Raw genomic sequence first — 17,917 nt, 5'->3', positions numbered from 1 at the left:
CTTATCGTACTCTGGAGTTGTCGAATGAGAGGACATTGCTTCCTGACTCTGGGGGTTCATCAAAGTCGAAATCGAAGTTTGCATCTTTGCAGGATTCAGTAAGGATATCTGTTGCTGATTTTTTTCGAGAACGCGCTTGATTGGCTTCATTTTGCTGCTCCTCTTGGGTTTTTAAGGTAAGTAATTCATCGTTCCAACATTTGCGTGAAAGCCAGGTGGCTGGGTATTTCCAGTTTGGCAGCCACTCGCCGAAAAACTCCATTTCCTCACGGTTATTAATTTGGGCTTGCAAGCCTGTTAGTATTTGTTCAATCAACTGTTCATCTGGTTGCAGATAACCAAACTCACGCCAGGCTTTAGTTCGGTCTTGTTTTAAAGGATAAAGAGACCAAAATTTTTCAAATTGCTGCTGTAAAAAAATAAAACGATCTTTGGAGTTATGAGGTGTGTCGGGTTTTGTGTTTTGCGCTGTGTTGGGTTTTTGATATTTTTTGTCGTAACTTGATGATTTAATATTATTTTTATCGTTCGGGTTTGTGCTGGGTTGAAGTGTCGGGTTTGTGTCGGGTTTATTTTGAACAGACAAATCCGAATTGGCTAATAAGCATTTTAAAATGAGTTGTTTACCAATAGATTTGATCTCCACTAACCCAGCGCGCTCAAGCGCATAGATGATACGGCGTAATTGCGGACGACTAGGGCTACCTGAATGTTCAAAACCTTGGTGGGGTTCAACATAGAGGGCTTCAGCAAGCTGTTGATAGCTGATTTTACGCTTAACACCTACCAGAAAGGTATTACGGTCCATATACGGACGAATCCCCAGCAAATAGGCTGATTGCTGGATATAAGGTAACCCCATCAGAGCTGATAATTCATCGGTATTAACAAACAAAAATCCCATTTTTCTATTTCATCCCTTCAAAAGCACCATCAAAAAACAGCGCTTGCACTATCAAATGATTTCAATTAGTATCAATCAATAACACGAAGTGTGTTGTTGATAACCCATTGTAAATAAGCACTTTTTAGTGTCAATGGGGTATTTCCGTTTGATAGCAAATGAACCTAAATGAACATGAAAAAAATTATTGGCAGTAGGATTGCACAGGCAAGAAGGGCGAATGGATTGACGATTAAGGTTTTGGCTGATAGGACAGGATTTGGGGCTGCCAGGATTGGGAATTGGGAGCAGGGAACCAGGAGTCCTGGGCCGGAAGAGGCTAAGAGCTTGTCTAAGGAATTGCAGGTTGCGGCTTCTTGGTTGCTTTGTTTGACAGATGACCCATTAGGTGAACGAGTTGAAAAGAGCATAATTGCCAACACAAAATACGAGTAAATGTTTTCACAAGAGCTTATTTTGAAAGATCAAGAACAAATATTTTAGTTTTATCAGAAATATCTTTATAACATTCATTGAGTTTATTTTTCATTTCTTGTAGAGATTGAGGACGTTTTCTTTTCCAAGCTTTTGGGAGTTTAGATGTGGTTTTATTTCCAAACCATAATACTAAATAAACACCAAATCCGTTGGCATGATAATCTGTTGAATAATTTTGTAGTTGATCTATTGCGGCAGACCATAGATCAGTATGCCATTGACCTTTTATTTCTATTGGCACATCTAATAAATTATAAGTACTAAGAAGATCACATCGTTTATCATCAGATCTAGCGCCCTCTACGTGCGCGCGTGCATTATATTTTTCAAGATGCGGTGTTAGTGCTGATGCTATTAGATCACGACAATAATTTTCTTTATGTGGGTTTTCGTTATCCCAATAAAATTTAAAATCACTTGTTTCACTACCTTTGAGTCTTAACTGTAATATTTCTAATTGGTCAATTAGTAAGGCTTGTAAATCCTTGTGTCCGGTGGGTTCTTTGCTCAGTAAGATATTTTGTACATCTTGTAATGAAAAATATTTTTTATAGCTTTCTGATTTATGCTTTTTATTCTCAGTTAACGCATGTTTAAGTTCATCGCAATATTGACATAAATCGTTTTTGTTAATGAGATCAGAAATTAAATCTTGTGCTTCTTGCGTTGTAATTAAAGAAAGTTCAGTTATACATCCTTTAATAAGTCTGGATGCATCCCACGGATGTTGATTTCCTTCCCAACTGCCAGTGGGGTATGGCACCGGTGGCCATATTGAACCAAATTTCAAAATAAAAAAATATAATTGCTGTGCATTCATCTTTGGCCAATAAGTTGAAATTTTCTTATCAACGAAGATAAACTCACTTAATACCCAAATACTTATTTTATCTTCTGAAGTATATTGATTGAGTATTTCAAAATGAGATTCAAAGTCCAGAAGAAAACAAGTGCTTATCCAAATATCCCGTTGAGGGCATTTATCAAATTCTTGCTTACTAATTTGTTCTCGAATTAACTTAATAACATCATTAGGTGAGTAACAAATAGCTATGGTAAGGACTGTTTTCAAGCTATCATAAGCTAATTTTTGGTAATTATTAAGCCATTTTAAAGCTACTTTTCCTGCTATATCCTGGAATAAACTGTCAGTTTGAATTCGATATAATCCAGGAACATATCTTTCTTCAGAATATAAATAAGGTTCTATCGTTTCATAAATAAAATTTTCTTTTGACAATGAGTCTTTGAAAAGAATAAATTCAAGCTCTTTTTGTACAGAAGAGGATATATCATTGCTTTTGAAGCTAGCTCCCCAATGACAAGCAGCTAGAGCTGAATGAGCAATATTTAATGGAATTTCGTCTAACTTTTCATTGCGAGATAAAATAATATCGCAGTATGCTAAAAGAATAGCCTCAAAGGGGGAAATCAAGTTTTGATTAATACGTAGTTGTATTATCTCATGGACGGTTGGTATGTTATTTTCTTCAATAGCTGAACAGATTCCATTTATTGCTAGTGGTAAGAGCTCTATACCTAAAAGTTCAACTACACGTTTTTTCGGTTCATTTCCCTGAATATCACTAAACCAACCTAAATAAGCTTTCGCTATTTGATTTAAGCCATTTATATGTTTTCCTGAAACTAACTGATCTCTAATTTCATGATATTGTTGGTGTCTTTCTATTACTTTTTTCTTTTGTCTACTACGATGAGCTGCTTGCTTTTTTTCATATTGTTCAATTTCTTTTTTTCCATTAGCTCTTTGCAGTTCTATATCATGTATATGTTTTTTTAAATTTATATTTAGAATGGCTTGATCCTGAGCATGTTTCAAAGCAGCACCAGTAAAAGGCTGATAGGCAAATATCCAACGAACTAGTTCTTTCCATTTTAATTCGTTATCCGACGTATGCAGTCCCATAATATTATCGAGATGAAATATTATGTCTTCCTCTATTACCCATAACCATGTATGACTTAAACAGAATATTAGCCAGAGTTTATCTGGCTTTGAGCTTTTAATTGCAACTGATTGAAGAGATCTACGATAATCAGTATTTTCAGACAAATATTTAGTAATTTCATCATACTCATTATGATGCCGAGAAGCATTTGTTTCAATTATGCTTAACCAAGTCCATAATTCTTGAGGTACAGGTTTAGAAATTCGTTTCATTCTCTCTTGAGTAAACTGTAATACTAATCTCTTTATTTTGTTTTGAATTTTTTCATTTTTTTCTGATGATGCTGAGCCTAATTCCTTCAGAAAAGATCGGATACATCCTTCAATTTGTTCAATAGACAATTGTTCGAATAATTTATAACCTAAAGCTATCAAAGATATTTGTTTATCTTCAGCTGATTTTTTTAATATTTCTAAGAAAATTTCTGAAATTTTGTCTGAATTATACAGTTTGGTAGCAACTCTAAATATATCTAAAATGAGATATAGAGAATTAATTTCGTCATGGTGATGTAATTTATCAGATATTATTATCCAATTGGGTTCTATCGTACATTTTTTTAAAGCTGTTACAACAGCTTCTCTTTCTACAAGAGTTACAGTTTGTTCTAATAAAATAGATATGAGCTCATCTTTTATACTATCAATAAAATTAGGAGATGCGGTATGTTCAATGGATTGAATAATTAAATAAGATAATTGAAACGGCGTATCTTTAGTATGTAAAATACTTAAAACATCGTCTCGCAACTCAGGTCTTAACAGACCGTCTCCCACGCTGATATGCCAATCTTCGGCTCGGAAATAGGGATCGTCCTTTGCAATTTTTTGTAAAGACTTCAGAAGAAATTTTAACTGTTCTGTAGTTAAAATTGTGGGATCACTATATTTTAAGAATCCGTAAGGATCTCGGTTAATAAAACTATTCCTTTCTGGCTGACAAAAAACTGCAAGCCAAGCATGGAGTCCTCTAAGAGCAGAAGGAACTATATATCTATCACCATAAAGCAACGCTTCTAGACGTCGTATAGATAATTTATTATTTAACTTATTGCCGAGCCATTTTGCAGCTAAAAATTCTGCTACTGTTCTATGGCATGGCACTAAAATATTATTAGAATCTGAACGGAATAACATTGTTGATAAGATATGTTGCATTAATTCATTAGAACTATTCTCATCGAAAAATTCTTCAATTTTAGGTGCAGATAAATCTTTATTATTAATAGATACGCCTATTTTTCCTGAAAGCAAAAGTTGAGCACAAATACAACCAGCTGTTTCAATTAGCTTATGGATATTTGGAGGTGTTTTAATAGATGCATGAATTTCACTATGTTCCTCAAGAAGAGTCAAACAAGCATTTTCATACAAATCTAATTTAGAGCTCGGCCATCCACCATTTTGTTGATGTGCTTTTAAAAATAATGACAAATTATTAGGATTTCTTAGTAAATCTACAACACCTCGTTTTTGAGCTTCTATAAAAAAGTCGTTACCATCTATTTCTTTACCTTCGTTGTTAATGAACTCTATAATTTCTCGGTCATTTAAGGATAATAAATGCCCAAGAATTGGTTTTTTATTCCATCTGTTTTGAATGATTTTACTATTTACCGCATCCTTCCAGTCAGCAGTGCGACATGCCAATATAAAGTTTGGGCTATGATGATGCGAGATTTTTGATAAAATATTATCGGATATAAGCTCTTTTTTATATACTGTTACCTCATCAATTCCATCAATGATAATTTTAGAGGGCTTAGAAACTGCTTCGATTGCTGGAGATAACATTATGGATACTGCATCATAACAGATAGAATTTGTTCTTTCTTTGAATTCTCTTAATAGAGTAGACTTCCCACTGCCAGGCTCACCTAGTAGGATTAAAGGACCATCCATAGCAAAAAAATCCGCATCAGAGCAAATTTTTTTCTTGTCTGAATCATCAATAATTTCTATTCGTCTTGGAATATAGTTCATTCAGTGCTCTCTGTCTTGGCTTTGTAGGCTCTTAATTTTGGGTATATTTTATCTATAACATGCTCATATCACCACCCAAGCGATGATTGAATAATATAATAGGTTTTGTCAGCTTTAACCAATGAATGTACCAATATAAAAAATAATGGGGGGAGTGTGCAAATTTAGCATATGTAATCGTTAAACTATTTTATGCAGGTAACTGAGAGTATTTTTGTCTATTATTAGAATGCTTCACATACATAGTAATAAAAGCACTAGCCACCAAAGTAAATACTAATATAGAAGGCGATGATGCAATACCTGTTTTTTTAACCAGTATTAAAGAAACTAACGGAGCAAGTCCAGCTGATAAACTTGCAGCAGTTGAATATAAAATTGATAAAACAGTGCATCGTAACTTAATCGGAAACATTTCAGCTAACATCACCGGTACTGTTGCATAATAAGCTCCAGCAGGAATTGCAATTAATGCTTGTCCTAATAAGAGCTCATAAATATCATGGTGCGATAAAACATAAAAAAATGGCTGGGAAAGAATCAATAAACCAACACTAGCAAAGATCACAATTTTTTCTCGATTGATTTTATCAGATAGTTTTCCAACTAAAGGAAATACAGCTAATAAAACAATTAATGAAAGTATATTTGATAGGATAATTTCATGATCCTGAAAATGACTATATAAATGGGCTTGCATAGGACCATAAATGTAAATCTGGAAAGTCGTTGTTACTCCTAGGCAACTTAAAACAAATACATAAAGAGATTGAATTTTATTGTCCTTGATGTAGTTGACTGATTCTGAAAGTAGACTCTTAAATTTAGGTTTTGGCCTGTCTGCATAGTACATGATGTACTCCATACTCTCAGGAATACACAACCGGATATACAAGCCAATGGAAGAACCTAGTAGTGCAAGGACAAAAGGTACACGCCAGACTAGCCAATCGTGTTCAGGATAGTGATTGGTAAAATAAGTAACTAATAATGCTACCAATGATGCTACGAGCATTCCTGACATGGCACCAAACGAAGCCCAGCTGCCCGAGTAGCCTTTTTTGGAGGCTTCTGCATTTTCAACCAGATAAGCTGAAGAATTTAGATATTCTGCACCACAGGAGAAGCTCTGAATAACTCTTAACACTAATAAGGTTATAACAGAAAAAGTACCTATGGTGCTGTGTGGGGGGATAAACCCGATAAGGGTTGTTGACACGCCCATCGTTAAGATGGACGCTGCAAGGATAATTTTTCTGCCATAGATATCGGATAATAAGCCCATTATCATAGCCCCAATAGGTCTGGCTAGATATCCAGCAAAGAAAGTAAGAAATACTAGAAATAAACCCTTTGAAGCATCACCAATTAGGTATTTGGCAATGTAGACTGAGAGTAGGCCGCAAATGGCCATATCAAAAGATTCTATTAAATTGCCTAGTGTGCCTGCCAGTATGATTCGGGTTTGATGCTTCATAGGATTATCCTTTACTTTGCATTGCCGATAGAGTGGTTAGTGAGTCCTGATCTTCTACTCGGTCTAAAAATAAAAATCCATTCAGGTGATCAATTTCATGCTGAAGAATACGGGCTTCCAAGCCGGAAGCTTTTTTGGTAATTCTATTTCCATCTATGTCAAAGCCTGAATATTCAATTTCCATGGCTCTTGGAACCTCTCCCATTAATTCACCGCAATTAAGGCATCCCTCGTAGCCAGTTTGAATTTCTTGGGACAGGATTTTTAATGCAGGATTAATTAATGCAGTATCGGGGATCGGGTATTCTGGTTTTCTCCGTTTGGTATAATTAGTACCAAATACAATAACTCGTTTGCTGATGCCAATTTGGGGAGCAGCTACCCCTACGGCACCTTTGTCAGCCATAATGCCGAACATAGTCTTAATCAGCTCTTTTAACCAACTGCTACCAAATTCTGATTCTTTAATTGGCTCAGCGGTTTGTCTTAAAATAGGATCGTTTTTATCCAGGAGTGTGTTCATAGTTCACCTGATTGTTGATGATTAATGTGAGTTTGGGCTTAGTCTTCATGCAGGACTGTTTGTCTGGTAAAGTTAAATACTCTTGAATTTGCCTTAACGCAAACTTGCCCATGGCTAACAGTTTTTCGCAATGAATGGAGCTTTTGTTTTGGATATAGGGATTTATTCGTTTTAATCCAAATGAAAAGATTGCTCTATGAGAATCATATTCAGTGGGGATGGAAATACCTGTGATGAGTCCAGGTTCTATCTGTTTGTATTTTGTAATTGCTTCTATACAGCCTATATGAGGAAGTTCGCTCCATAATTTCGGTTGATCCTGGCTGATGAACTCTGGTTGATAGCAACCATCAAATAGCCAGAGACTTTTCTCAATTAAATTTTGCTCTATAGCTGGGTTGGAGGACATGAAAAAGATCTGTCCTGCTTGATTGATGAGGGCAATGGAAGCATAGTCTGTTTCTACTTGCCCGAGTACGTCAGAGAACACTTTTCGCATGGTGATATAATGTTCAAAGAGAAAATCTTTTGCTTTAGGGTGAAGCCTTACTTCAACAGCTGTTACATCCATATCTACAAACTTCTTAAACGGCATGACTGTGCTTTTTTCTTTGTTCTTCGTAGGAAGAAATGGAACCAATGGCCAAGTCAATGATTTTTAGTAAATTATTTTCCGATGTGTCAATTGCACGTACTTCTTTGATTAATCCTAACACAAAATCGGCGTAATCGTCATTACTTCCATGAGAAACAGGGTATAAATGATGGCTTTGCTTCAAGATGTAATGAAGTAGTGTTTCATCGACTTCATTTTTCTTAGGAGCTGCATGTCCTTCCTCACCAAATAATAGCCAGCCTGGGTTTACATGAAGATGATGAGCTAATTGTTTAACTTTCTCATAATCAGGTAGAGCATCACCTCTTATATAGCGACGGCAGATTTGTTCTGATGCACCTGTAAATTCTGCTAGGGCTTTAATACAGATCCCATTAGGTGAACGAGATGCAGTATGTCCTTTATCTTTGAGGGTATGGATCAAGCGATTTGCAAACGATTGATAGGGTCCCTTACTCATAAAATTATCCTTTTAATCGAACGTCGTAAAAAAATTATCATATAAAACGGTATCATTCAATATCATATCGTATCTTAATTTAAATTTCTTAAAAATACATATTGATAATTATTTTAATATCGTTTTAATATTAGTTTCGATAAATGATACTTAATGTTCATTTTGCGCGATTTGGACTTTATTACACATGTTTTACAGGAGTATATCGCATGTTTTACGATCAAAAGATCACCATCTATAAGGGTATTATTCAGTATCTACTGGATTCAACCAATTATTCTCTACAACGAATCGCTAATTTATCAAACTCCCCAATTGCTCATTTGCAGTTAATCTACCAGCACAATCGTTTACCTAAAGAAAGTAAGGTTGAATTGAATTTGCTGAAGCTGTTTATCACAGTCATTGATATGGAACACAAGGGTGAATGGAAGGCTCGTTTACAACTTAAATAACAGAGGGATTTGGAGAATCAATGATGCAACCAGTTAATGATCTATTTACACAACAGATTCTGTTTATCAATGACGTAGAAGTCATTATCGGAAAGGACCGATTGACTTTACGCCGTTGGTGGAGTGAAGGGAAATTTCCCAAGCCAGTAAAATTACATGGCAGAACTTTAGCCTGGCATAAAGACGTGATTGATAACTGGATTAATCAATATGTCAGATAAATCCATTTTCATTGCCTGAAGTGGTCAATGACTGCTTTAGACAATGATTAATTTCTAAAGGTTTATAAGTAATACTTATCATCCCCTTTTTCTAAAATGACTTTAAAACCGCAAGTGTGAGAGATGTTGAGGAAGTTACTAAGCTTTACATCTTCTTGCTCACCGGAGCGAATTTTTTGAATTACAGTTGGAGAAAGCCCTGCTTTTTCGGCCAGTTTTCTCACGGTCATTTTGCCATTCTTCATGAGTGCTTTGATGATTTCAGATAATAGAAACTCATCATATTCTTTTTCAAATTGTTCACGAAAAAGAGGGTCCTGCATTTCTCGTTCAAAAGTAGATAAATGTTTCTTAGTCATAATAATCACCTGTTTTTACTCTACTGGTATATTGATCCATAACCTTTAAGGCTTTTTCCTTTTCGGTTAAAGGTAACTTATCCTGCTTCTTCCTAAAGGCATTAGTTAAAATTATTTTTCTGTCTTCAAAAAAGAAACATAAAAATCTATCTGGCTTAGGTTTGAAGGCATAAATTTTGTCTCCTTCATGTCTAAACTTGGTTTTATCGTGAATGATACCGGCATCGCCCATTCTCTTTAATAGCTTCAACAACTGAATGCGTTCGTCTTTATTCAAAGAATAATAATATTCTTGAGATTGGCTATGCTTCTTTTCGTCAAAGTACCATTCAATCGTAAACTTTTCGCCTTGATAGGCAATATATTCAATATCTCTATTCATTATAATTGTACCACTATAGTTGCACAAATTCAAATTTGTTTATTGTTAGTTCTTCTATCAGGCTACTCCATTTATCTAAAGCCTCTTTGCGCTGGTACAGCATTTCGTCTTTGTTATAAGTCGCCATGATCTTAGGCATTTTATGTCCAAGACATTTTTCTATAACTACTGGGTCGATTCGCAATGTTTCTCCAAGCTGAGTGGCAAAAGTGCGTCTGAGATCATGGGCAGTCCATTGTGGGATACCTACTCGTTTTTGTATGCGTTGAATAGCTTTAGATATCGATTTATCGCCTAGTGGGGAATCATCATCGACCCCAGCTAAAACAAAATTAGATAAGCTGATTTCTTTTATTTCCAACAGAAGTTTTTTAGTAAGCTCGCTCAGATGAATCTTCATGCTAAGTCCGATTTTATTATTCTCGGGAGGAATAATCCAAAGAGATTTCTCGAAATTAAATTCAGACCATTTTGCTAGTCTTAGTTCACCAGTCCTTGCACCAGTTAATAATATGATTTTAATGGCGTTTTTAATCTGAATTGACATCGAGTGATTATCACTATCCAAAAATAGCCATATTTTTTTTATTTCATCAAGATCGAGATTGCGATCACGAGGTTTTTCTACTCCACCTATGTCTCTTGCTCGAATATTTATGGCTGGATTAATTGTAATTTCTCCTCGACTTACCGCGTAATTAAATACTTGTTTCAAGGTACTAAGCACTTTATTGGCGTGAACAGGGGAGCCTCTTTGAACTATATTATCCAAGGCCTTTGCTATGTCTCGAGGCTGTATTTTTTCAATTTCTAATGTTCCTAATAGAGGGATAATGTCAGCATCAATTTGTTGTTTAATCTGTTGAGGTTGCTTACGGTGTTTAACAATATAATTGTTGTACCAATCAGAAATTAACGTTTTCACATTATTATTTTTTTGGAGCAATTTTTTTTGGATAATGTCTTCTGGGTCTTGGTCAGACTGCCTTATCTCCCATAAATCATTAAAGGCTTTTCTAGCTTCAGCAACACCCATTACTGGGAAATTACCAATAGTGAGCCATTTCTCTTTACCGCCAAATTTATAACGGTAGAACCAGGTTTTCGTACCTTTAGGAGAAACCCTTAAACAAAAGCCATTACCCTCAGTAATATGGTAACGATTTTTTTCGGCACTTAAATTTGCAATTTTGTTATGAGTAAACTTTTCCATAATTATGCTCTTATTAGGATATCAGAAATTGGCTACACTTCTGGCTACACTTTTTTGTTTGCTTGTATGAAATCAATTTATATCATTTGAAATATTGAAATGCAAATAATCCTTTATTTAAAAGGATGTTATGGTTATAATTGAATTTGTTTGAAATTAAATGAAATTGGTTGTCACTAGCATGGGGTGCTAGTGGTCGAAGGTTCAAATCCTTCCGTCCCGACCATCAAACCCCCTAGATAATCAGTAATTTGAATATTTTGTAGCCCCCCTTAAAAATCAAAAATTCTGCTAGGTGTACTTCTCGGTGTATTTTGAAATTTCAAAATCAAAACCAATAGGACGCGGCTCTTCCTCATTTTTCCCAGCTATCGGAGATAGGGGTCAGATCTTGCTTTTCGCTTCTCTAAAAGACCCACAAGCTGCTTCGATAGACAAAAAGCAAGATCTGACCCTGTAGGTCTTACAATAGATCAGATGATGTAACAGTATTTTCGCAAGTAAAGCTCTGCTCTGAGGTCTATCTTTTGCGTAAACACACGAAAAATCAAATATTAGTCTAAAATTAATGAAAGATATTTTGGCCTAACCGCTATTGCGGCCGACTCCGTCAACCTTGAGGCTTGCGTGAAAGAGGTCTTTGAATTAGCAGGAAACTACTTGGTTCACACGGTTGATGTGTGTCGCAACGGCGGTCAATGCCGACATTTTTCCACTAACATCGGTGTATCAAGAGTATAGGAGTAATACCATGAGAAAAATGGAATTTTCGAAAATGAGTACATGTTTCTGGGCATTGCGCTTTGAAGTACTAGGGGTTATCTTATTGGCTATTGCAACTGGTTTGACAATATCGACTGGTAATGGTCTTGGAATAGTCGCTTTATTTGCAGCGGGCGTTGTTCTGTGTCTGTTTAATAGATTTTGTCATTATGCTTGCCTATCCAAGCATTCTTCATGTCCAGTTTGTGATATGCCTCATCATCCCTCCAAAGAACCCACTCAAACACCAGGAAGGGAAGAAAGTGAAGCGAAACGAGCCATGGATAATGAGGGGGGAAATCAAACGGATAGGACAAGATAAGTTTTTTATAGGAAAGGGATGTTTACAAATTAATTTAATGAATTAAGAATTGCATTTAGTTCACGCACGACATCCCGTATTGAAGAAAATCTGATTTTTTTTGGCCTTTCGAATTGATCTTCCCGTGAGTTCTTTTCTTCGTAATGCTCCAAATACTCAATAATCTCTTGAAGAGATTTCCTTATTCGTTCATTTTCCATAATTTACCTACCTTTATTATCTACATGTATGTAAGTATAGCCTGAAGTGCATATGCGAATTGTGCTATAATTACTTTGAATGGATTTTTAAGGAAGTTATCATGTTAGGAACAATTTTACTAATTCTGCTCATCCTGTTACTTTTGGGTAGCGTACCAAGATGGGGGTATAGTAGGAGCTGGGGATATACACCGATGGGAATTATCGGACTTATCTTGGTTATCTATCTGATCCTTGTTCTATTAGGTAAAGTACCTATTGGATTCTAGTTAAAATTAACCTAACAACCTGAATAGTGAAATTGGACATGCAAGGTAAACAACTTGCAATCTATGCTTGAAGACAAGTTGGGTTAAGCATAGATAATGAAGAATGGCGTAGGACATTATTGGAAATATCGCAAATTTTGAAAAAAAAAAGTCAATTCTCCTCATTAATTTTTTCAAATCGATGATTGCTTCATCTACACTTTCATGTTTCGAATGTCGTGCAAAAAAAGCACAAAATCTTCAGGGTTGATTTAATGAAAATTATTGCTTTTCCTAAACTAATCGAGTGCCCCGTTCTTGGGAATTTTGCTCATACATCATTTTAATCAGTCGAATTCTTCGGTTAAGCCTAAGGGCTCAAATCAAAATGATACTCAGCTAAGAGTCGAATAAGTTGAAGGGCTATGTCACGGCTATTCCATTAAAATATGCCTTCTTTCATGAGCCTAGCGAAAAATCTCCTGCAAAGAGTCCCATTCTGTATACGCTGGTGGATGATCGTTAGTATTGACGCCATGGGGTCGCAGAAAGAAATGCTAACCAAATAATAGACAAAAAAGCCATTATGTTCTTGCATTAAAAGGCAATCAAAGCACGCTACATAATGATAGTCGCTTGTTTTTAGAGGCGGGAGGTAGGAAAAAAGGTAAGGGGGTTAGTTCTTGCTTTTTGCTTTCTCTAGCAGGACCCCAAGCTGTTTCGATAGGGCAAAGGCAAGATCTGACCCTGTTACTCTCAGCTGTCTTTAGCTTTGAAAGTCATTAAACAAAACGATAATTACCTTTATTAAACTGTAAAAGTAATTTTTGTTTTTGGTAATGTATTGATTTTACCAAAACTAAACTCCGGTGATCCTGGTTTTCTATGTGCTTTTGTTCTATATGAATAGCATGGCTGAAATGTTTACCAATATATCGCCCCCCCGCAATATAATCCAGGGAATCAACGCTGCATTCTTCATTAATTTGACTGAGTATTAATACCCTTGATGCATGCTGTTGTGCTGTTAATTTAATTTTTTGTAAAAGATCATTATACGGTTCACGGCCACCATGTGATTTAATGGCTTGTAAATAATCAATAATTAACAAAGTATATGGTGTATTATTTTCTATTTCTTCTACTAATGTTTTTTGATCAAAATTCCTTTCTTCTACTACCAAATACCCTTTATTTAGCCAATCACCAACTAACTTTGTCTTGACAATTTTATTTAAGCGCTCAATTATGAAAGGGGCATTCATATGCATTGAAAAATATTTAACGTGTAAATTTTTTTGTGCGGCATATGCAGCAATATTTAAAGCAAAGGACAATTTTCCTGCACCTTCAGGTGCTGATAATAGTATCATTTCGCCAGGTAGAAAAGACTGCCAAAAAGATTCAATATTATTTATACGAATTGATTTAAAGTACTTAAGCAAAGTTGTCCAATGAGTAAAACCATAATCATTAGCAACCAAATCAAGCGCTTGGCTTAAATGAATATTTTTGGTTGACGATATTTTTTTTGCAATTTGTTTCAGCGACTGTATTGAAGGAATTGTTTTAGATAATGACATAACTTCGACCTTATATTAGCGAAAAATAAACACCCCCTTCCTAATATTTATTTTTCAAATATAAAATCGAAATTTCCTACTCTCTGAGAGTTTTGCGCTGGAAGGGTGCTCGCTTAGGAAGAGCGAATACTGAATGAGAATACAAAAACCGAATTTAGCTGTCAAATAGAAATTCGTTCAGCAAGGTAGTCCGTTTGCTTGCAAACGGTTTTGTTTATTCCAGCCAAAAAAACTGATTTTTAGCAAAGTAGCTTATTTCACGTTTCTATCCAAGATGAGTTTTGGTAGTGTTCAAACGTGAATGCCAAAGTCTGCAGTTAAGAGTCCCCTTACCTGCCTATCAATTTTTTTCTCTTCACGATTGAGTTCTTAGTGCGATTTTTTTTAGCCGTTAATTAGCTACTTTTTTATAGGTAAATTTTTCCATAATATAATATAGCTCCATTGAAGAATATGACCCATCATGCCTATTGAAATAGATTTAGATCATCCTATCTTTACCCTGAAAGATAAAGTGAAAGAAGCAAGTTGTTTTTTGCTTGAAACCTTTGGGTTTAATTATTTTCAATACCTTCGGTGTTATGCTGATGGTTCAATCAACTGCTTAACGAATAATCCAGGTTTTTTTGAGCACATTAAAGAGTATCATGATCAACCTATCGTTTTTTCTTCGTATGAAAACGAGCATGAAAGTTTGCCTTTCTATTGGTTCCTATGGGATGAAGCGCTACCTCCGACAGCACCTTTACAATTGGCCAGAGAGAAACTTAATTTTCATAATGGCTTAACTTTGGTGCGACGTACTAAAAACTACTACGACATGATAGCCGTTGCTTTACCCTATGAGCATGCTAATCCTGGTTCGTTTTATTTAAATAAAGTAAAGATCATAGAGCAGTTTATTTATGATTTTGACAAGCAAAATAAGGATTTACTGCATATTATGGATAAGAGCGCTATTGCATTACCTAAAGCTTATAGAGATGTGAATTATCAAGACATGTGCTTGAGTAAAGGAAAAATTCAAGTCAGGGGTAAAGCAGGACTGACTTATATAACAACCCAAGAATTGGCTTGCATAAGATTTGTTCTGCAAGGATTTTCCTACAAACAAATCGCAGACATACTAGAAATTTCCCCACGAACGGTGGAAACTTACCTTATCAGATTAAAACGACGTACAGGGTACATATCCTATTCTCAGCTTGAACGGATTATACACGGGTAATTGTCCGTATACGTTACGGACAGATTTTTCTTCTGAGATATTTCATACTCCATCAACTTTTATTGATGTGGAGGTCATTATGAAAATTGTAGAAAAATCTACAGAGCAACTTTTTAGACAGTTTTGTGAGGGATATAAAAAGCGTGATTTACATTTTTTAATAAATTTATTTACCAGGAATTCAACCATGTGGGGTTCAGGACTTGATGAATACCGCGAGGGCTTAAAAGGAATTGAAATGCAATTGCTTAGAGATTGGAATCAGTCAGAGTATAGTGAGATTGAAATTATAAGATTTATACCTACGTCGCAGAATGCTTTGTGGACTGCCGCAATTTGCACTGCCTATGTGATTATTGATGGTACTAAATATACATTTGAGCATTTACGAGGCACGCTCATCGCTGAAAAAGAGGAAGGAGTTTGGAAAATTGCTCATACCCACTGCTCTTTCCCCGATTATCGCAACGCAGAAAATGGTTCTTTTCCAGTAAGTGGTTAAAGAGAAGCTGTACTATTATTTCCGTAATTCCTAGTACAAAATTATTAACAGCTTGGCTAAAGTGCGTGCCAAGCTGTATAAAGAACCTAAATTATTTTTTTATCCTAAACTTATTGTACTCCGAAATATCTTCTGGTTTGACTATCTTTCATTCCTGCTTACAAAAGAAGGGGACTACCGGAAATCCTTGTTGATGTAGGCAAATAATTACTATATGCTTTTAGTTTTTTTTAAACTTATTACTTGATTATTAATAAGTTTCGATTTCAATGAACATGCGTGTTAACTCTAGGATGTAGAAGTTAAGGACAACAAATAAGATGAAGTTAGTTGCCATTTTAAGCGGTTTATGTTTAGTCACTTCAACTACCTTTAGCGGGACCATGGGAGAAAAATATACCTTCAAATCACCTTGGACCTTCGAGTTTGGACCAAGATACTGGCTCAGTACCAACACATTCGAACATAAACTGTTTGGACCCACTAGAAATTTTTTAGCGCCGACTGGATTAAACTCATTATTAGCGTCTCGCCTTACCTATGATAATTTAACAGGGAATGCTGCAGAGGGTTTTTGGCAATTAAAGCATGAAAATGGTTTTTTCCTTAAAGGTTATTTAGGTGGGGGCTCCATCCATAATGGTGATGTCCAAAACGAAGATTTTCCTGGTAACCCTAACGGTATTGATGTTTACAGCAACGCCATTGCATCACAAAACCATGGTTCTCTTAAATATCTAAGTACAGATATAGGTTATGCTTTGTTTTCAGGGATGAATTGGCAGTTAGGAGGATTTATCGGTTATCATTTTTGGAACGAGCGTTTAAATGCCTTTGGCTGTAACCAAGCGGGGCCAAGCGCGATTTGTATCCCAAGTATTCCAAAAAGTGTAAATATCATGAATTATGATCTTATCTGGAATTCATTGCGAATTGGAGCAAATGGGACTATTCAACTAAGTGAAACGTTAAATGTGTTAGTTGATGCAGCCTATATTTATAGCTATTTTAAAGCGGATGATAATCATAATCTTCGACCTGCACTTCAAGGTCTTCAGTATGATGGCAAAGGAAGTGGGGCACAAGTTGACGCCATTTTAAATTGGATGTTGTCTAATAATTTAAGCGTTGGTGCTGGCGGCCGTATTTGGTATATAAAAACGAATGGATATACACGTTTTGAACAAACAGCAGCCGGTGGGCAACCTGATCCTAGTGAGGATATACAAAAAAGCTATGGATTACTGATACAAACCAACTACAGGTTTGATGCGGATGATAATATATTAAAACTACTATCTACTAAATCTGATTCTTATTTATGGCCAGGTCTATATGTAGGAGGAAATATTGGATACGGTATAAACACAAATAACGTATATATTAATCCCTCTTCACCAAGTGCACTAATCCTTACAAATCAAGATAGATCACCTAAAAATCTGAATGTGTCAAGTGAAGGTTTTCTAGCAGGCGGGGAGATTGGGTATAACTGGCAAGTGAATAATTTTATTGCGGGTATTGAGGCGGATTTAAACTATACATCGATTGGTGGAACTAATGCCACTACCTTATCCACATCTAATATTACAACCACAACAGAAAAAGATCTGTTGTGGCTTTCAACAATTCGTGGGCGAGTTGGAAAGTTAGTGTCTTCGAATATGTTGATTTTTCTTTCAGGAGGTCCAGCCTTTGGTAGAGTAAATAGTAAATTTGATCAACGAGTAGTAAGTTTACCATGCTCTGCAAGTTTTGTGTGTTCGGAGGGAGCTATTTCAAAGAATAAGTCAGGCTTGAGTGTAGGAACTGGGGTTGAGTATTCTATTACCCACCGTGCTACTTTAAAAGCAGAATATCTTTATGTGGATTTGGGCAGCTTGCGTGTGAATACTATAGACAATAGCATTCCCCCTGCGGATTCTTTGAGGCCTGGTTCGGTAATATACAGTGTAAATTCAAAATTTAATTATAATATACTGCGTTTAGGAATAAATATTAGAGTTTAAGTTTCATCTCTAATTAATTTATCA

19 protein-coding genes are annotated in these 17,917 nt (G+C 35.6%); 8 read left to right on the top strand and 11 right to left on the bottom strand.

The features are described 5' to 3' along the window. Position 1 precedes the first annotated feature (1 nt). A complete protein-coding gene (locus Ljam_RS07450; protein WP_010652879.1) occupies positions 2-904 on the bottom strand; it encodes a hypothetical protein in 903 nt (300 codons plus the stop codon). Positions 905-1,072: 168 nt separating this feature from the next. Between Ljam_RS07450 and Ljam_RS07445 the strand changes: the two genes are divergently transcribed. After that, positions 1,073-1,339: a helix-turn-helix domain-containing protein gene (locus Ljam_RS07445; RefSeq protein WP_010652880.1), complete on the top strand. Its 267-nt coding sequence runs from the start codon at positions 1,073-1,075 to the stop codon at positions 1,337-1,339. Positions 1,340-1,355: 16 nt separating this feature from the next. Here Ljam_RS07445 and Ljam_RS07440 read toward each other — a convergent pair whose 3' ends face one another. The 5 genes from Ljam_RS07440 to Ljam_RS07420 all read right to left on the bottom strand — a co-directional run bounded on the left by Ljam_RS07440 (position 1,356) and on the right by Ljam_RS07420 (position 8,409). Further along, complete coding sequence (locus Ljam_RS07440) at positions 1,356-5,333, bottom strand: NACHT domain-containing protein (RefSeq protein ID WP_010652881.1); 3,978 nt, start codon at positions 5,331-5,333, stop codon at positions 1,356-1,358. Positions 5,334-5,523: 190 nt separating this feature from the next. Beyond that, on the bottom strand, positions 5,524-6,810 hold the full coding sequence (locus Ljam_RS07435; RefSeq protein ID WP_010652882.1) for an MFS transporter: 1,287 nt from the start codon (positions 6,808-6,810) through the stop codon (positions 5,524-5,526). Positions 6,811-6,814: 4 nt separating this feature from the next. Continuing rightward, on the bottom strand, positions 6,815-7,333 hold the full coding sequence (gene def / locus Ljam_RS07430) for a peptide deformylase (RefSeq protein ID WP_010652883.1): 519 nt from the start codon (positions 7,331-7,333) through the stop codon (positions 6,815-6,817). Beyond that, complete coding sequence (locus Ljam_RS07425) at positions 7,314-7,928, bottom strand: hypothetical protein (RefSeq protein ID WP_028389628.1); 615 nt, start codon at positions 7,926-7,928, stop codon at positions 7,314-7,316. The genes def and Ljam_RS07425 overlap by 20 nt, the downstream gene beginning before the upstream one ends. Further along, a complete protein-coding gene (locus tag Ljam_RS07420; protein ID WP_010652885.1) occupies positions 7,918-8,409 on the bottom strand; it encodes a helix-turn-helix domain-containing protein in 492 nt (163 codons plus the stop codon). The genes Ljam_RS07425 and Ljam_RS07420 overlap by 11 nt, the downstream gene beginning before the upstream one ends. A gap of 209 nt (positions 8,410-8,618) precedes the next feature. On the opposite strand from Ljam_RS07420, the gene Ljam_RS07415 reads away from it, so the two are divergent. Continuing rightward, the gene (locus tag Ljam_RS07415) at positions 8,619-8,864 is read left to right on the top strand and encodes a hypothetical protein (protein WP_010652886.1); all 246 of its coding nucleotides are present in this window, start codon (positions 8,619-8,621) and stop codon (positions 8,862-8,864) included. Positions 8,865-8,887: 23 nt separating this feature from the next. Beyond that, positions 8,888-9,085, top strand: a complete 198-nt coding sequence (locus Ljam_RS07410; RefSeq protein ID WP_010652887.1) for a helix-turn-helix transcriptional regulator — start codon at positions 8,888-8,890, stop codon at positions 9,083-9,085. 62 nt (positions 9,086-9,147) lie between these two features. Here Ljam_RS07410 and Ljam_RS07405 read toward each other — a convergent pair whose 3' ends face one another. The 3 genes from Ljam_RS07405 to Ljam_RS07395 are packed head-to-tail and all read right to left on the bottom strand — an operon-like array spanning position 9,148 to position 11,039. Beyond that, positions 9,148-9,444, bottom strand: a complete 297-nt coding sequence (locus Ljam_RS07405; RefSeq protein ID WP_010652888.1) for an AsnC family protein — start codon at positions 9,442-9,444, stop codon at positions 9,148-9,150. Then, on the bottom strand, positions 9,437-9,826 hold the full coding sequence (locus tag Ljam_RS07400; RefSeq protein WP_010652889.1) for a type II toxin-antitoxin system RelE/ParE family toxin: 390 nt from the start codon (positions 9,824-9,826) through the stop codon (positions 9,437-9,439). Before Ljam_RS07400 ends, Ljam_RS07405 begins: the two co-directional genes overlap by 8 nt. 13 nt (positions 9,827-9,839) lie before the next feature. Then, entirely contained in the window at positions 9,840-11,039 is a 1,200-nt protein-coding gene (locus Ljam_RS07395; protein WP_010652890.1) for a tyrosine-type recombinase/integrase, read from the bottom strand. Between the two features lie 775 nt (positions 11,040-11,814). Between Ljam_RS07395 and Ljam_RS07385 the strand changes: the two genes are divergently transcribed. Then, the gene (locus Ljam_RS07385; protein WP_238583707.1) at positions 11,815-12,123 is read left to right on the top strand and encodes a hypothetical protein; all 309 of its coding nucleotides are present in this window, start codon (positions 11,815-11,817) and stop codon (positions 12,121-12,123) included. Positions 12,124-12,152: 29 nt separating this feature from the next. Here the strand turns inward: Ljam_RS07385 and Ljam_RS15175 are convergent, their stop codons facing one another. Next, on the bottom strand, positions 12,153-12,323 hold the full coding sequence (locus tag Ljam_RS15175; protein ID WP_156411920.1) for a hypothetical protein: 171 nt from the start codon (positions 12,321-12,323) through the stop codon (positions 12,153-12,155). A 101-nt stretch (positions 12,324-12,424) separates the two neighbouring features. Between Ljam_RS15175 and Ljam_RS14775 the strand changes: the two genes are divergently transcribed. Continuing rightward, positions 12,425-12,592, top strand: a complete 168-nt coding sequence (locus tag Ljam_RS14775) for a DUF3309 family protein (RefSeq protein WP_065235531.1) — start codon at positions 12,425-12,427, stop codon at positions 12,590-12,592. A 761-nt stretch (positions 12,593-13,353) separates the two neighbouring features. On the opposite strand, the gene Ljam_RS07380 is transcribed toward Ljam_RS14775, so the two are convergent. Further along, on the bottom strand, positions 13,354-14,154 hold the full coding sequence (locus tag Ljam_RS07380) for a DnaB-like helicase C-terminal domain-containing protein (protein WP_058449474.1): 801 nt from the start codon (positions 14,152-14,154) through the stop codon (positions 13,354-13,356). Between the two features lie 463 nt (positions 14,155-14,617). On the opposite strand from Ljam_RS07380, the gene Ljam_RS07375 reads away from it, so the two are divergent. The 3 genes from Ljam_RS07375 (at position 14,618) to Ljam_RS07365 (ending at position 17,893) form a co-directional block, all read left to right on the top strand. Beyond that, positions 14,618-15,382 carry a helix-turn-helix transcriptional regulator gene (locus Ljam_RS07375; RefSeq protein ID WP_058449473.1) on the top strand — a complete coding sequence of 255 codons (765 nt, stop codon included), beginning with the start codon at positions 14,618-14,620 and terminating at the stop codon, positions 15,380-15,382. A gap of 79 nt (positions 15,383-15,461) precedes the next feature. Beyond that, positions 15,462-15,884 (top strand): nuclear transport factor 2 family protein, encoded by a 423-nt coding sequence (locus tag Ljam_RS14770; RefSeq protein ID WP_065235530.1) that lies wholly within the window; start codon positions 15,462-15,464, stop codon positions 15,882-15,884. 320 nt (positions 15,885-16,204) lie between these two features. Continuing rightward, positions 16,205-17,893: an outer membrane protein gene (locus Ljam_RS07365; protein ID WP_058449472.1), complete on the top strand. Its 1,689-nt coding sequence runs from the start codon at positions 16,205-16,207 to the stop codon at positions 17,891-17,893. The last annotated feature ends 24 nt before the right edge of the window (positions 17,894-17,917 follow it).

Origin of the sequence: Legionella jamestowniensis, assembly GCF_001467745.1 — a bacterium.
Taxonomy (GTDB): Bacteria; Pseudomonadota; Gammaproteobacteria; order Legionellales; family Legionellaceae; genus Tatlockia; species Tatlockia jamestowniensis.
Note: the sequence above shows the minus strand (reverse complement) of the source record. Positions and strands in the feature narration are given on the sequence as shown.

Bases quoted from the DNA above. Each gene is read 5' to 3' on its own strand.
- Ljam_RS07450 (WP_010652879.1), bottom strand. From the start codon at position 904: ATGGGATTTTTGTTTGTTAATACCGATGAATTATCAGCTCTGATGGGG.
- Ljam_RS07445 (WP_010652880.1), top strand. From the start codon at position 1,073: ATGAACATGAAAAAAATTATTGGCAGTAGGATTGCACAGGCAAGAAGG.
- Ljam_RS07440 (WP_010652881.1), bottom strand. From the start codon at position 5,333: ATGAACTATATTCCAAGACGAATAGAAATTATTGATGATTCAGACAAG.
- Ljam_RS07435 (WP_010652882.1), bottom strand. From the start codon at position 6,810: ATGAAGCATCAAACCCGAATCATACTGGCAGGCACACTAGGCAATTTA.
- def (WP_010652883.1), bottom strand. From the start codon at position 7,333: ATGAACACACTCCTGGATAAAAACGATCCTATTTTAAGACAAACCGCT.
- Ljam_RS07425 (WP_028389628.1), bottom strand. From the start codon at position 7,928: ATGCCGTTTAAGAAGTTTGTAGATATGGATGTAACAGCTGTTGAAGTA.
- Ljam_RS07420 (WP_010652885.1), bottom strand. From the start codon at position 8,409: ATGAGTAAGGGACCCTATCAATCGTTTGCAAATCGCTTGATCCATACC.
- Ljam_RS07415 (WP_010652886.1), top strand. From the start codon at position 8,619: ATGTTTTACGATCAAAAGATCACCATCTATAAGGGTATTATTCAGTAT.
- Ljam_RS07410 (WP_010652887.1), top strand. From the start codon at position 8,888: ATGCAACCAGTTAATGATCTATTTACACAACAGATTCTGTTTATCAAT.
- Ljam_RS07405 (WP_010652888.1), bottom strand. From the start codon at position 9,444: ATGACTAAGAAACATTTATCTACTTTTGAACGAGAAATGCAGGACCCT.
- Ljam_RS07400 (WP_010652889.1), bottom strand. From the start codon at position 9,826: ATGAATAGAGATATTGAATATATTGCCTATCAAGGCGAAAAGTTTACG.
- Ljam_RS07395 (WP_010652890.1), bottom strand. From the start codon at position 11,039: ATGGAAAAGTTTACTCATAACAAAATTGCAAATTTAAGTGCCGAAAAA.
- Ljam_RS07385 (WP_238583707.1), top strand. From the start codon at position 11,815: ATGAGTACATGTTTCTGGGCATTGCGCTTTGAAGTACTAGGGGTTATC.
- Ljam_RS15175 (WP_156411920.1), bottom strand. From the start codon at position 12,323: ATGGAAAATGAACGAATAAGGAAATCTCTTCAAGAGATTATTGAGTAT.
- Ljam_RS14775 (WP_065235531.1), top strand. From the start codon at position 12,425: ATGTTAGGAACAATTTTACTAATTCTGCTCATCCTGTTACTTTTGGGT.
- Ljam_RS07380 (WP_058449474.1), bottom strand. From the start codon at position 14,154: ATGTCATTATCTAAAACAATTCCTTCAATACAGTCGCTGAAACAAATT.
- Ljam_RS07375 (WP_058449473.1), top strand. From the start codon at position 14,618: ATGCCTATTGAAATAGATTTAGATCATCCTATCTTTACCCTGAAAGAT.
- Ljam_RS14770 (WP_065235530.1), top strand. From the start codon at position 15,462: ATGAAAATTGTAGAAAAATCTACAGAGCAACTTTTTAGACAGTTTTGT.
- Ljam_RS07365 (WP_058449472.1), top strand. From the start codon at position 16,205: ATGAAGTTAGTTGCCATTTTAAGCGGTTTATGTTTAGTCACTTCAACT.